Here is a 14,636-nt window from a genome sequence, read left to right on the forward strand (position 1 = left end):
ATTTTCCGGAGCCCAGCCAATGAGCCAAGCCCGCGTCCTCGGCATTGTCGGCCTCGCCGCCCTCGCGGTTGCCGCCGTCGCCTATGCCCAGACCACGGTCACCCCGGTCGCACCGACCGCGCAGGTGCAGACCGCCCCGCTGGACGCCAAGCCGGAGAAGACGGTGTGGGGCGATGCCAAGGCCGGTGCCGCCAAGGCTGGCACCTGCGCCGCCTGCCATGGCCTGGACGGCAACCCGACCGACCCGCAGTACCCGCGCCTGGCCGGCCAGAGCGAGCGCTACATCGCCCAGCAGCTGGCCCTGTTCAAGAGCGGCGAGCGCACCGGCGGCATGGCCGCGGTGATGAAGCCGTTCGCCGACATGCTGACCGCGCAGGACGCCCGTGACGTCGGCGCGCACTTCGCCGCGCAGAAGTCCGGCGCCGGCATTGCCGACGACACCGTCATCGCCACCGGCCCGAATGCCGGCAAGAAGTTCTTCGAGGTGGGGCAGCAGTTGTTCCTGTCGGGCGACAACACCCGCGGCATCCCGGCATGCATGGCGTGCCACGGTCCGACCGGCTCCGGCAACCCGGGCCCGGCCTACCCGCGCATCGCCGGCCAGCAGGCCGACTACAGCAAGCGCCGCCTGGAGGAGTACCGCGCCGGTACCACCACCCAGCGCGACCCGCACCTGTTCAACGTGATGGCCACCGTGGCCAAGCAACTGACCGACGAGGAAATCACCTCGCTGTCCAGCTACCTGCAGGGCCTGCACCCGCGCCGTGACGACGTGGCCAGCGCCGCGCCGGCCCCGGTCGCGCTCCCCGCCGCTCCAGCCGCGACGAAGGCCCCGGCCGCCGAAGCGACCAAGGACGCCACCGAGCAGACCGACAGCAGCTCGCGCCCGCTCGGCGGCTGAACTTCGCACAGCGACCGCGGTCACATCCGCCAACGCTGCATTCAGGACGCCGACCGCTATCCTAGCGGTCGGCGTTTCTGTTTCTGGCCGACGCACTTCATCCCCTGCCCGCGACCGCTGTGCGGGCCCAGCCATTCATACTGACCGATGACGACCGCACGCCGCCTGCCGCTCCTTCCCTTCCTCGCCCTGTCCGCCGCGCTGGCGGTGCTTTCGCCGTCCGCTGCCTTGGCCGCCACTCCCGCCGCCAAGGCGAGCAGCGCCCCCGTGGCCGGCGTGGACTACGAGTTGATCGAAGGCGGCGCCGCCTACCAGCCGGTGCCGGGCAAGGTCGAGGTGGTCGAGGTGTTCGGCTACACCTGCCCGCACTGCGCGCATTTCGAACCGGCGTTCTCGGCGTGGAAGGCCCGACAGGCCAAGGACGTGAGCGTGGTGATGGTCGCCGCGCCGTTTGGTGGCCGCTGGATGCCCTATGCCCGCGCCTTCTACACCGCCCAGCGCCTCGGCGTGGCCACGCAGACCCACGCCGCGATGTTCCGCGCGCTGCACGAGGACGGCAGCCTGCCGCTCGGCAATGCCACCGCGGAGGAAATCGCCACGTTCTATGCCGCCCGGGGCGTGGACACCGCGCGCTTCCTGGCCACCTTCAACGGCGCCGACGTCGCGGCCGACCTGCAGCGCGCCCATGAATTCATCGCGCGCAGCGGGGTGGATGGCACGCCCCAACTGGTAGTCAACGGCAAGTACCGCGTGATTGGCGGTGAGTCCAACGCCGACCGCTTGCGCATCGTCGACCGGCTGGTCGCGCAGGAGCGCGCGGCGCGACGACCGGCCACCCAGACCAAGCGCTGACCCGATCAATGACCGCGCACGCCCTCACCTGCGCGGGCTGCCCGCATAATGCGGACGACGCTCCGCTCCCTTTTTCTCCAGTGGAATCGATGCAATGACTTCACGCCTGACCCTGCTCCTGTTCACCGCCCTGACCCTGGCCGCTTGCGGCAAGCAGGAAGCACCTGCACCGGCCGCCCCGGTGGCGGAAACGGCCCCGGCTGCAACGGCCACCGCTCCCGCAGCGGCTGAGACGACCGCAGCCGCCCCTACGGCCGAGGCGGCTCCCAACAACAATCCGATCGTGCCGCCGCAAGGCCCGGCGCCGGTACTGGGCACCGATTACGTGGAAATCGCCGGTGGCCAGCCGTACCAGCCGGGCACCGGCAAGATCGAGGTGGCCGAAGCCTTTGGCTACACCTGCCCGCACTGCGCGGCCTTCGAGCCCGTGGTCTCGGCATGGAAGGCCAAGTTGCCCGCCGACGTGAACTTCGTCCCCGTGGCCGCCCCCTTTGGCGGCTACTGGATCCCGTACGCCAAGGCCTATTACACCGCCGAAGGCATGGGGTTGGTCGACAAGACCCATGAGGCGATGTTCCGCGCCCTCCACCTGGAGCGCACGCTGCCGGTCCAGGGCGTGACCGACGAGCAGATCGGCGCGTTCTACGCCAAGTACGGCGCCGACGCGAAGGCCTTCGCCAGCACCATGTCCAGCTTCGCCGTCGCCGGCAAGCTCAAGCGCGCCGAACAGTTCCTGGTGCGCAGCGGCGTGGAAGGCACGCCGAGCATCGTGGTCAACGGCAAGTACCGCATCACTGGCGGCGCGGGCTTTGAGGACCAGTTGCGCATCGCCGACCACCTGATCGCCAAGGAGCGCGCCGCTATGGCCACCCCGGCGACGGCACCGGCCACCACCCCGGGCGGCTGATCGGCACGGGCCGCAACGACATGGGCACGCCTGGCAAGAAGACGCGGCGGTTGCGACTGCTCAGCGCCAACATCCAGGCGGGCTCCAGCACGCGCGGCTACCACGACTATGTCGCCCGCAGCTGGTCGCACGTGCTGCCCGCAGGCAACAAGCGTGGCAGCCTGGACGCCATTGCGCAGCTCGCGGGCCAGTACGACATCGTCGGGTTGAACGAGAGTGACCCGGGCAGCCTGCGCTCGGGATTCACCAACCAGACGCATTACCTGGCCGAACGCGGTGGCTTCGATTACTGGAGCCACCAGCCCAACCGCCGCGTGGGCGGCGTGGCCTCCAGCGCCAACGGCCTGCTGGCCAAGCTGGAACCGCGCGAAGTACTGGATCACAGCCTGCCGGGACGCCTGGGCGGGCGTGGCGTGCTGGTGGCGCGCTTCGGCAATGAACCGGACGCGCTGCTGGTGGCCGTCGCACACCTGTCACTGGGGGCCAGCTCGCGCGCGTCGCAGCTGTCCTTCATCGCCGAACTGTTGCACGGGCACTCCAACGCAGTGCTGATGGGCGACTTCAACTGCCCCATCGATCGGCCGGAAATGCTGCAGTTGTTCAAGCGCACGCGCCTGCAACCGCCCGACCACGACACGCCGACTTTCCCCAGCTGGAGCCCGCAGCGCGCCATCGACCACATCCTGGTCGGCGATGGCCTGCGCTGCAGCGAACCGCAAGCCTTGGCGGCGGCGTTTTCCGACCACTTGGCGCTGTCCGTCAACCTCGACGTTCCCGAACAGGCACTGGCCTGACCAGCGCGGCGCCGCCGCGGCCAGCGGTCGAGGCACGCCATCGAGGCGCCCATAAAGCAGAACGGCCGGGGTTTCCCCCGGCCGCTCCGCATTCACTCGCTGCGACGATCAGAAGCGCAGGTCGGCACGCAGGTAGAAGTAACGGCCACCCGGGATGTCGTAGGTGGACGCGTCGTAGCCGTTGAGCGAGCACGACAGGCAGATCGGCGGATCCTTGTCGAACACGTTCTTGGCGCCCACGGCCAGCTGCAGGCCCTTCATCCAGTCGAAGCGGTAACCCACCTGCACGTCGTGGTAGGTGATCGCCTCCAGCGTGTTGGTGCCCTCGGCCGGGTTGCTGCACACCGGGAACGACACCGCGTCACCGCACTCCTCTTCCAGCTCGTCGATGTGGCGCATGGTCCACGAGGCGGTCCAGGCGTTCTTGCTCCACTCAAGCGAGGTGTTGGAAGTCCATTCGGGGATCGCGCTGTCAGTGACTTCCACGCCCACCCCGCGCGGCTGCACCTGGCCCGCGGCACCGACGGCTTCATAGCGACCGACGAAGGTGTTCTGCCAGGCCAGCTTGAAGTTGCCCAGCGCCGATTCCGGCAGGGTCCAGAACACGTCGAAGTCCCAACCGTCGGTCTTGATCGAGCCGAGGTTGGTCAGGCGGTTGTTGAAGCTGTTGATGCTGCCCACGTTGGGTGCGCGGGTAATGCCGTCGCAGTACAGCGGATCCAACGTCTCCACGCACAGATTGAGCTGGGTCTGCGCATCGATGGCCTGCACCGCGCCGTCCAGCGCGTGGCGGTAGAAGGTCAACTCGATGTCCAGGCGCTCCGACCACGACGCGTCGCTGGCGAAGGCCGGGCTGAACACCATGCCGGCGGTGAAGCTGCGCGCCGTTTCCGGCTGCAGGTCCGGGTTGCCGCCGGTGGTGACCGAGATCTGGCTGTTGGACTGGCTGGCACCGGCCGGCACTCCCAGCGCGCGGCAGTTGGCGGTGTTGCCGGTCGGGGCCGAGCCGTCCAGGCCGATCAGGCACGGGTCGTCCAACTGCAGGTCGGCGCGGCTGGCCGAGCCGTACAGCTCGCCGATCGACGGCGCGCGGAATCCCTCGGCGTAGGTCGCACGCAGCAGCAGCTCATCGGCCACCTGCCAGCGCAGGCCGAACTTCGGCGTGAACTGGCCGCCGAAGGTCGAGTAGTCCGAGTAGCGGCCGGCCAGGCTCAGGTCCAGGCTCTTGCCGAACACGCCGTCGCGCATCAGCGGCACGTTGAACTCGACATAGGCTTCGTTGACGTCGTAATCGCCCGAGGTCGGCAACGACGGTACGCCGTTGTAGTGGCTCTCCACCACGGTGCTGCCGTCCGGACGGGTCATGGTGACGTAGTTGATCGGGTCGGGGGTGTACTCGCCCTCGTAGCGGCGATGCTCCAGGCCCGCGGCGAACGACAGCGGGCCGGCCCACATCTCGAACAGGTCACCGGAGATGTTGGCCGTGGCCAGCTGCAGGGTCTGCTCGCTGCGGTCGCGCACAACCGGCTGGATCCACGCCAGCATTTCCGGGGTGATCGTGCCCGGGCCGCCGAAGATGTTCAGCGGCACGCAGCCCGGCGTCGTCGCGCAGGTCGCACCGGAGGTGTCGGTGTCGCCCAGTGCCAGCGCGATGTTGCGGATGTTGTACGAGCCGTAGTTGGTCTGTTCGGCTTCGTTCTTGCTGGCGGCGACGTTGACGTCCCAGAACCAGGTCTTCTCGCCGGCGTCGAAGCTGCCTTCCATGCCCGCGGCGAAGTACTGGGTGTCCACCTGCTGCTCGAAGCGGCGCGGACCGCCCTCGACCGGGCGACGGCCGATCAGGATCAGGTTGGAGCTGGAGTCCAGGTCGATGCCAAACGGGTTGTACATCTGCGTGGCGGGAATGAAGATGCCGTCCGCATACGGATTGCCGGTACCGGCGTCGCCGCCGAGGAAGATCGGTTCCGGCGCTGCCTGGTTGGTCGACTCGCGACGGTTGAACAGCGCCTTGGCATAGGCGTGCACGTTGTCGTTGAAGTAGTAGCGGAACTGGCCGAACACGCCGGTGCGCTCGGACGGCGTCAACAGCATGTTGTATTCGGCGAAGTTGAAGCGGTTGGCCGTGCGGAAGCCGATGAAGTCGTTCGGGTACGACGGCGTCGGGTTGAAGCTGCTGCCGTTGGGCGTGGTGATGTTGCAGAACGGCACGTCCGGGGTGGACGGATCATCATCGAGGTCGACCGCCGGGCAGGCGCTGCTCGGCGTACCTGGCAGGAACACGAAACGGCCGTTCGGCGTGGCCGAGCTGCCGAAGGTCAGGCCGGTGCCCGGCGTCGGGTAGCGCGACTGCTCGCGGGTCTTGGAAAAGATCGGATCCTGATTGACGTAGCTGGCGCCGACGAAGAAGTTGGCGCGCTCGGTGCTGGTGCCCCACGCCACGTCGACGCTGCCCAGGTCGCCATCGCCCTCGCCGTACTGGCCGGCGTTGACGGTGACCTGGCCGCCTTCGAAGTTGCGGCGGGTGATGATGTTGACCACGCCGGCGATCGCGTCGGAGCCGTACAGCGAGGACGCGCCGTCTTCCAGCACCTCGATGCGCTCGACCAGTGCCAGCGGGATGGTGTTGAGGTCGGTTGCCGCGCCCACGCCGGAGGCGGAGGACTCGTTGACCCAACGCACGCCGTCCACCAGCACGAGCACGCGCTTGGGACCGAGGTGACGCAGGTCGACCTGCGCCGAACCGGCGCCGACGCCATCACCGTTGGGCGAGAAGCCGAAGTTGCCGGAGGAGTTGAACTTGGTGTTCAGTGCCGAGCCGGCACCGGTCAGGCTCTGCACGATGTCGCCCAGCGACGTCAGGCCGGTGCGGTCGATGTCCTCGCGCGAGAGGGTCTGCACCGGGACCTGGCTTTCGATCTCGGCCTTCTTGATGCGGGTACCGGTCACGCGGACCGAATCCAGCGTGGTCGCCTGCGACGACTCGGCTTCCTGCGCGGCGACGACGCCAGGCAGGGCAATCAGCATGGACAACTGGATGGCTTTCGCCAATGTCTTGCGGCGCAACGCTTGCATCGACCTCTCTCCCTAAAAGTGATGAAACAGCACAAAGCCGCCCGGCCCCTGCTCCGTGGCGTAATCGGGTTGTAAACAATTTGTGAACCCGCCACAAGCGGCAAAGGGCATCCGCCGGACGCGCACAGAGCCTGAATACCCCCCGGCAGGCGTGCAGAGAGCCCCGCAGGCCGGGCGGGAAACGGGCCTCGCCACGACAGCCGTACGACTAGCCGCCCAACAGCAGGCTGCTCCCCACCAGCACCAGGAACCCTGCGAACACGCGCTTGAGCGCCTCCCCCGACAGCCGATGCGCCAGGTGCGTGCCATACGGCGCGGCAAACACCGAGGCAATGGCGACCCCTACGGCCGCCGGCAGGTACACATAGCCGACGGCATGCGCAGGCAGCGCGCCAACGGGCGCCTGCAGCGCATAGCCAGCGGCACTGGCCAGCCCGATGGCCACGCCACATGCCGAGGACGTGCCCACGGCGCGCACCGGTGCCACGCCGCGCCACACCAGCAACGGCACGGTCATGCTGCCGCCGCCGATGCCGACCACGGCGGACACCGCGCCGATGCCAAGGCCTGCGGCGCTCATCCCCGGCCCACGCGGCGCTGGACGGGTGTGGCCATCCGCGGGCGTACGCCGCCCCAGCAGCAGCTGCGCCGCCGCCAGGAAGCAATAGCCGGCGACGAGCCAGCGCAGCCAATCCCCAGGCAGCCGCACGGCGAAACCACTGCCGATCCAGCCGCCCAGCAACAGACCGGGCACCATCCAGCGCACGGTGGGCCACATCACGCTGCCGCGCTTGGCATGGGCGCGCGCGGACGCCGCCGCGGTGAGGACGATGCTGGCCAGCGAACTGGCCAATGCCGCGTGCATCGCGGCCTCGTGCGGCACACCCAGCAGCGGCAGCATCCATGCCAACGCGGCGACCAGCACCAGCCCGCCCCCAACGCCCAGCAATCCGGCCAGTACGCCCGCAATCGCTCCCAATCCCAGAAACGCAAACCACGCCATCGACACGCCGGTTTTCTCCTGCCTGGTCCTGCTTGGCACACGCAATCAAACTGCGTTGCGCTGCCATCAGGATGTTCATTTTGACTCGGCTATAGTCCGGGTCATGCGACATAAAACGACCCCCATCGTAATCGCGTCGCTGCTGACGGCGTTCGCCACCACCGGTTGCGCACAGCCGGTTCCGGTTGATTCCGCGCCTACCGGCAGCCGCACGACCCTCCCCGGGACCGCGACGCAAGCGACCACCAACCCCGTCAACGTGGCTGGCGCTCCCGCGGCCGGGGCAAGCAACCCGCTCGCCCCGGCTCAGGCGCGGCTGGCCCGGGTGCGCGCGGCGTTGGAAGTTGCCGAGCGCGGCAGCTTCGACGCCACCGCCTACGCCGACCTGGCCAGCGATCCGCTGTGGGGCTGGATCGAGTACGCGGCGCTGCGTCGCGAGATCGACACCCTCGACCCGTCGCGCGCACAGGCCTTCCTGGAGCGCCACCGTGGCCAACCGGTGGCCGCGGCCTTCCGCGAGCTCTGGTTGGCGGCCACCGCGCGACGCGAGGACTGGCTGGCGTTCACCTCGGCGTGGGTGCCGGGGCTCAAGGGCGGGGCACTGCGCTGCGCCGATCTCAAGGCGCGCCAGGCGCTGGGCCGCGCCGACGCCGCGTGGACGGCGGAAAGCCAAACGATGTGGCGCCAGGCGGGCAACGCGTTGCCCACTGCCTGTGATGCGCCAATGGCGGTACTCGCCGCGCAGGGCAACCTGACGCCGGCCCTGCGTTGGGAACGCATCGAACGCGCCATCGCCGAGGGCGAACCGGGCGTGGTGCGCGCCGCCGCGCGCGGCCTGCCTGCGGACGAGCAGGCACTGGCCGAGGACTACGCCGCGTTCCTGGAGGCACCGCACGAACGCGCGCTCACATGGCCCAAGAACGCGCGCAGTCGCCTGGTCGCGTCATACGGCCTGGCGCGGTTGGCCAAGGACAACCCCACGGCGGCGGAAACGCAACTGGCGGCGTATGCGCCCGCGCTGGAGTTCGAAGCAGCCGACCGCACGCGCGTGCTGTACGCGATCGCGCTGTGGTCGGTCGCATCGTACGAACCGGACTCGGCACGCCGACTCGCCGCGGTGCCGGTCGAGGCGTATGACGACCGCCTGCACGAATGGCGCGTGCGCGAAGCGATGGCGCGCTCGGACTGGGCGGCGGCGCTGGCGGCATTGCGCCTGATGCCACCGGCGCAACGCGGCGATTCGCGCTGGCAGTACTTCGAAGCGCGCCTGAGCGAACTCACCGGCGACCGCAAGACCGCACGCCACCTGTTCGCCGAAGCGGCGCGAAAGCCTGAGTTCCATGGCTTCCTCGCCGCCGACCGCATCAAACGGCCGTACGCGCTGTGTCCGTTGGCGCCCGACGACGATCCCGCGGTACGCGCCGCGGTGGCGCGCGACCCGGCGTTGACGCGCGCGCTGGCGCTGTATCGGCTCGACCGCCAGGGCTGGGCGCAACGCGAATGGGACGACGCACTCACCCGTTTCAATGACACCGAGCGACGCATCGCGGTGGCCGAGGCGCAGGCCAGCGGCTGGTTCGACCGCGCGGTGTTCAACCTCGGCAAGCAGCGCGACGAACTGCGCCTGTACCACCTGCGCTTCCCGCTGCACCACGATGCCACCATCCGTCGCGAGGCCACGCGCCAGAAGATCGACCCGGCGTGGGTGGCCGCGGAAATCCGCGCCGAGAGCGTCTTCAACCCGACCGCGCGCTCGTCGGCGAATGCGATGGGCCTGATGCAGGTGATCCCGGCCACCGGCGCGGCCGTCGCCACCCGCATCGGCCTGCCGTGGACCGGACCGGCGATGCTCTACGACCCCGACACCAACATCGCCATCGGCACCGCGTACCTGCGCCAGCTGATGGACCAGTACGGTGGCCAGCCCTACTTCACCATCGCCGGCTACAACGCCGGCCCCTCGCCGCTCGCGCGCTGGCAGGAGCAGCGCCCCGGCATGGATCCGGATTTCTGGATTGAGACGATCAGCTACAAAGAGACGCGCGAGTACGTGGCCCGCGTGCTCGCATTCAGCGTAATCTACGACTGGCGGCTCAATGGCGATGCGGCCACCCTCAGCGACCGCCTGCGCGGCGTCACCGACGGCAAGCGCAAACGCTTCGCCTGCCCCGAACCGGTCACTGCGCCGACGCCCGCCGCCCCACCCGGAAAGAGAACGAGAACGCGAAGATGAGCAGACAGCACGTCGTGGTCCTGGGCGGCACCGGATTCGTAGGGCGCCACCTGGTGCCGCGCGTGCTGCGCGATGGCCATCGCGTCACCGTGGTCAGCCGCGGACTCACGACCGACACGCGTGCGGCGCTGTCGCGCCAGGCCAGCGTGCGCGAGGGCGACGTGCATGACACCGACTTCCTCGCCAACGTGTTCGGCGACGCCGATGCGGTGGTCAACCTCACCGGCATCCTCAACGAGAAAGGCGATCGCGGCGACGGCTTCGAACGCGTGTTCGTCGGCATCACCGAGTCGGTGATCGCGGCGATGAAGGCCAGCGGCACGCCACGCCTGCTGCACATGAGCGCGCTCAACGCCGGCCACGGCGATAGCCATTACCTGCAATCGCGCGGCCGCGCCGAGGCCAAGGTGCGCGGGTCCGGACTGCAGTGGACGATCTTCCGGCCGTCGGTGATCGCCGGGCCCGGCGACGGACTGTTCTGCCGCTTCGACAAGCTGCTGGGCATGGCGCCGGTGCTGCCGATTGCGCGCGGCCACGCGCGGTTCCAGCCGGTGTGGGTGGGGGATGTGGCCGAAGCCTATGCGCGCGCCATCAACGACCCCAAGAGCATCGGACAGGTGTACGAGCTCGTCGGCCCCGACGAACTGTCGCTGGCCCAGATCGTGCGCCTGACGGCGCAGGCCCGCGGCCGCTCGCGGATGGTGCTCTCATTGTCGGAGCGGCTGGGGCGTTGGCAGGCCAACATCGGCGAGCTGCTGCCGGGCAAGCCAATCAGCCGCGACAACTGGCGCTCGCTGGCGCTGGACTCCACCAGCCGCGACAATGGCCTGCCCAAGCTCGGTATCACGCCCACCCGCGTCACCGACCGCCTGCGCGAGATCCTGCGGCTGGACACCGCTCCTGCGACATGAGTGCCGGTGCGCCGGGCAAGGTCTACCTGGTGGGCGGCGCGGTACGCGACCGGCTGCTCGACCTGCCCGCCGGCGACCGCGACCACGTGGTGGTCGGCAGCACTCAGGCCGCGATGGAGGCGGCGGGGTTCCGTGCGGTCGGCCGCGATTTCCCGGTGTTCCTGCACCCGGACACCGGCGAGGAGTACGCACTGGCACGCACCGAGCGCAAATCCGGGCGCGGCTACCGCGGCTTCGTGGTCGATGCCGACCCGTCGGTGACGCTGGAGCAGGACCTCGGCCGCCGCGACTTCACCATCAACGCCATCGCCCAGTCGCTGGACGACGGTGCGCTGGTGGATCCGTACGGCGGGACGCGTGACATCGAGGCACGCGTGCTGCGCCACGTCGGCCCGGCCTTCGCCGAGGACCCGTTGCGCGTGCTGCGTGCGGCGCGGTTCATGGCGCGTTTCGCGCCGCTGGGCTTCCAGTTGGCGCCGGAGACGTTGGCGCTGATGCGCGGGATGGTGGCGGCCGGCGAGCTGGAGCACCTGGTCCCGGAGCGCGTATGGCAGGAGTTGCGCCGCGGACTCGCCAGCCCGCGCCCGGCTGCGTTCCTGGCCACCCTGCGTGCCAGCGGTGCCCTCGCGGTGGTGCTGCCGGAGGTCGACGCGCTGTACGGCGTGCCGCAGCGCGCGGAGTTCCATCCCGAAGTCGACACCGGCGTGCACACCGAACTGGTGTGCGACATGGCCGCGCGCATCGCGCCGGGCGACGACCTGATCGGCTTTGCCGCGCTGACCCACGACCTGGGCAAGGCGCTGACGCCCGCCCATGTGCTACCGCGCCACCTGGGCCACGAGAGCGCGGGCCTGGCGCCGCTGCGCGCGCTGTGCGAGCGCCTGCGCGTCCCCGCCGAGCACCGCCTGCTCGCCGAAGCGACCTGCCGCGAGCACCTGAACGTGCACCGCCTTGGCGAAATGCGCGCGGGAACCGTGCACGACCTGATCGCACGTTGCGACGGCTTCCGCAGGCCCGACCGCATCCGGCAACTGGCCATCGCCTGCGAGGCCGACAAGCGCGGGCGTGCAGGTTCCGCCGAGAGCGAATATCCGCAGGCTGCCAGGTTGTGTCGCGCGCTGGACGTCGCGCTTGCGGTGCGCGCCAGCGATGTCGCCGAAGGCCTCAGCGGCCCCGCCGTGGGCGAGGCGTTGCGCCGCGCCCGCGTTGCCGCGATTGCCCGGGCGCTCGACGCACGCCCCTGAGTGGCGGTTGGCCAAAGAAGACGCGGAGCGGGTTTCCCCGCTCCGCGCCTGTGCATCCAGCGACGCTATCCCCGGGTCAGAACTTGTAACCCACTCGACCGTAGTAGAAGCCGCCGTTGAAGCCATACGGCGCATGCACCGGGTACTTCGCACCCGCCACCGGCGCGCCCCACGGATTCTCGTCGGGCACCTTGTCGAACAGGTTCTGCGCGCCGATGCTGAAGTACAGCCCCGAGGCGAACTTCCAGCCGGCCTCTGCATCCACCGTGACCGCGCTCCCGCCATTGATCGGCAGGCCGCCGTCGTCCAGATGGTCCTCGAAGAACGAACCGTAGTAGTTCACGCGGACGCTTGCATTGAAGACCTGGCGCTGGTGGTTGACACCGAAATAACCCTTGGTCCGCGGCAGCGACTCTTCCAGCTTCTTGATGCGGATCGGCGTGATGATGCCCGGCGTGAAGTCATCGACCTCGGTCTTGTTCCAGTTGGCCGCCAACGAGTACGAGGTCTTGCCACCGAAGTGGTTGCTGTCGTAGCTGGTGACCAGGTCGATGCCGGTGGTGGTGGTGTCGAAGTCGTTGACGAAGAACTGCACTTCGCTGATTGATGCCGCTTCCGGGTTGCCGCCAGCCACCAGCGCGGCGCGATCGGCGTCGGTCACGGTGAAGAAGTTGCTGAGCGCGATGCGATCCTCGGTCTTGATGCGGTACCAGTCGGCGGTGACCAGCCAGCCGCCGTTGTTCCAGACCAGGCCGAGCGAGGCGTTCTTCGACTCTTCCGGCGTCAGCGGTTCGGCGCCGTAGAACTGGGCAATCGGGTTGTTGGGCGACAGCACGGCGGTGTCGCGCAACAGGCCATTGATGAACGAGGTGGTCACCTGTTCGGCGTTGGCCTGCCCCGGGGTCGGCGCGCGGAAGCCGGTGCTGATCGCGCCGCGCACCGCGAAGCGGTCGCTGAAGTCGTAACGGCCGGTCAGCTTCCAGTTGGTCGTTCCGCCGAAGTCGCTGAAGTCCTCGTGGCGCACCGCGGCCGCCATGCGGAACTGCTCGGTGAACGGCGCCTCCACGTCGGCGTACACCGCCCAGTTGTCGCGGTCATGCGTGCCGGCGGTGCGGGGGTTGAAGCCGTTGAAGCCGTTGGAGCCCAGCGAGAAACCCTGGGAAACCAGCGGCCCGATCGCATACGAGGACAAGTCACCGGCGATGACCTCAAACTCCTCCCTGCGCCATTCCGCACCCGTGGCCAGGGTCATCGCGCCACCGGCCAGACCCACGTCGAAATCGTGGGCCAGGTCGAAGTTGAACGCAGTGTCGGTCTGCACGTTGCCGCCCGGGGCAAACTCGTTGCTCCCCGGTTGGTCGGGACCCATCGAGGCGTTGACCGTGTTGAGCATGTAGAACGCGATCTCGTTGCGTCCGTGGCTGCCGCTCACGTCCCAGTGCCAGCCTTCGCCCCAGACGCCCTTGAAGCCCAGCACCAGGGACTGGTCTTCCATCCTGCCGCCGAACTGCGGGGTGAAGCCGCCGGGGAACTGCGAGAGGAAGGTGAAGCATTCGGCCGGCAACGCCGCCACCGCCGCGGCGACGCCCGCATAGGGCAGGAGATTGCCGTTGGCATCGCGCAGCGCGATGGTCGGGCAGGTGACCGCGTTGGCGGTGTTCAGGTCGCCGATCAGCAGGGTGTTGCCGCCGTCGTTGGAGAACACGCCGTTGCGGGTGGTGGGGTTGCGGTAATAGAAGCCACCCTCGACATCGCGCTTGGCGTAATTGCCAAAGCCGTAGAAGCTGACGTTCTCGCCATCCACACCGAAGTTGGCCACGAACTTCATGTCCTCGTGGACCTCGGGCGAACCCCAGATCTGGGCCGGGTCGCGCACGCCCGGATAACCGGCCGCGGCGACGGCGGCCGCGTCGTCACGCTGCACGCTGCGCGAGGTGGGGTCGGCGCTGCGCCATTCGGCCGTCAGCGTGGCAAAGCCGTTGGCGGTCAGCGGGAACCCGGCCTGCGCCGCGTACTGCTGGGTGAAGCCGTCACCTTCGTAGTACTGACCCCCGAAGGCCTCGACCGTGCCGCCGTGGTCCAGCCGCTTCAGGCCGAAGTTGATGACGCCAGCGATGGCGTCGGAGCCGTACTGTGCGGCGGCGCCGTCGCGCAGCACTTCCACCTGCTCCAGTGCCAGCGACGGCAGCACGGAGATGTCGGGGCCTTGCGCGCCGTCCGACAGGCCGTGGCCGAGGAAGGTGATGACCGCCGCGCGGTGGCGGCGCTTGCCGTTGATCAGGACCAGCGTGTTGTCCGGCGGCAGCCCGCGCAGGTTGGCCGGGCGCACCAGCGAGGCGGCGTCGTCGATCGGGATGGTGCTGACGTTGAACGACGGCACCAGCGTGCGCATCTTGTCCATCACGTCGACGGACGGCTGGTTGTGGAACTCCTCGCCACCCAGGATGTCGATCGGCACCGCCGAACTGGCCTCGGTGCGGGGCTTCACGCGGGAACCGGTGACCGAGACGCGCTCCACGGTGACGGCCTCTTCCTGGGTGGAAGGCGCCGCTTCGGGGTCCTGGGCACGGGCGTTCGAAGCGAGACTTGCGGAAAGCGTGGCAATGATGGCCAACGCTAGGGCATTCCTGTTCGCAGCAAGCATGGTTGGGCTCCTGGGTCGGGTGGGCGGCCCGTGGAAGCGGCCGTGACCCTGACTTTCACCATTAATTAACCTTTG

Annotated in this window: 10 protein-coding genes; 7 read left to right on the forward strand and 3 right to left on the reverse strand. The window is 69.0% G+C overall.

What is annotated here, in order from left to right:
* Positions 1-19 precede the first annotated feature (19 nt).
* From N800_RS08880 to N800_RS08895, 4 genes are all read left to right on the forward strand, one after another.
* Positions 20-901, forward strand: a complete 882-nt coding sequence (locus N800_RS08880) for a c-type cytochrome (protein ID WP_036137172.1) — start codon at positions 20-22, stop codon at positions 899-901.
* Positions 902-1,048: 147 nt separating this feature from the next.
* Positions 1,049-1,753, forward strand: a complete 705-nt coding sequence (locus N800_RS08885; protein ID WP_084087395.1) for a thiol:disulfide interchange protein DsbA/DsbL — start codon at positions 1,049-1,051, stop codon at positions 1,751-1,753.
* Positions 1,754-1,847: 94 nt separating this feature from the next.
* Positions 1,848-2,660, forward strand: a complete 813-nt coding sequence (locus N800_RS08890) for a thiol:disulfide interchange protein DsbA/DsbL (RefSeq protein WP_052108110.1) — start codon at positions 1,848-1,850, stop codon at positions 2,658-2,660.
* A 20-nt stretch (positions 2,661-2,680) separates the two neighbouring features.
* On the forward strand, positions 2,681-3,454 hold the full coding sequence (locus N800_RS08895) for an endonuclease/exonuclease/phosphatase family protein (protein WP_036137175.1): 774 nt from the start codon (positions 2,681-2,683) through the stop codon (positions 3,452-3,454).
* A 108-nt stretch (positions 3,455-3,562) separates the two neighbouring features.
* On the opposite strand, the gene N800_RS08900 is transcribed toward N800_RS08895, so the two are convergent.
* Together N800_RS08900 and N800_RS08905 are read right to left on the reverse strand one after the other, a co-directional pair.
* Positions 3,563-6,526: a TonB-dependent receptor gene (locus tag N800_RS08900; protein ID WP_036137179.1), complete on the reverse strand. Its 2,964-nt coding sequence runs from the start codon at positions 6,524-6,526 to the stop codon at positions 3,563-3,565.
* A 208-nt stretch (positions 6,527-6,734) separates the two neighbouring features.
* Positions 6,735-7,529, reverse strand: a complete 795-nt coding sequence (locus N800_RS08905) for a sulfite exporter TauE/SafE family protein (protein WP_036137181.1) — start codon at positions 7,527-7,529, stop codon at positions 6,735-6,737.
* Between the two features lie 103 nt (positions 7,530-7,632).
* On the opposite strand from N800_RS08905, the gene N800_RS08910 reads away from it, so the two are divergent.
* Genes N800_RS08910 through N800_RS08920 form a run of 3 tightly spaced genes read left to right on the forward strand, consistent with a single transcriptional unit; the run spans position 7,633 to position 11,917 of the window.
* A complete protein-coding gene (locus N800_RS08910; protein ID WP_084087397.1) occupies positions 7,633-9,762 on the forward strand; it encodes a lytic transglycosylase domain-containing protein in 2,130 nt (709 codons plus the stop codon).
* A complete protein-coding gene (locus N800_RS08915) occupies positions 9,759-10,673 on the forward strand; it encodes a complex I NDUFA9 subunit family protein (RefSeq protein WP_036137182.1) in 915 nt (304 codons plus the stop codon). Before N800_RS08910 ends, N800_RS08915 begins: the two co-directional genes overlap by 4 nt.
* A complete protein-coding gene (locus tag N800_RS08920) occupies positions 10,670-11,917 on the forward strand; it encodes a multifunctional CCA addition/repair protein (protein WP_036137186.1) in 1,248 nt (415 codons plus the stop codon). The genes N800_RS08915 and N800_RS08920 overlap by 4 nt, the downstream gene beginning before the upstream one ends.
* A 76-nt stretch (positions 11,918-11,993) precedes the next feature.
* Here N800_RS08920 and N800_RS08925 read toward each other — a convergent pair whose 3' ends face one another.
* Positions 11,994-14,561 (reverse strand): TonB-dependent receptor plug domain-containing protein, encoded by a 2,568-nt coding sequence (locus N800_RS08925; RefSeq protein ID WP_036137189.1) that lies wholly within the window; start codon positions 14,559-14,561, stop codon positions 11,994-11,996.
* Between the last annotated feature and the right edge of the window lie 75 nt (positions 14,562-14,636).

Source organism: Lysobacter daejeonensis GH1-9 (assembly GCF_000768355.1).
In the GTDB taxonomy this organism is placed as follows: domain Bacteria; phylum Pseudomonadota; class Gammaproteobacteria; order Xanthomonadales; family Xanthomonadaceae; genus Aerolutibacter; species Aerolutibacter daejeonensis.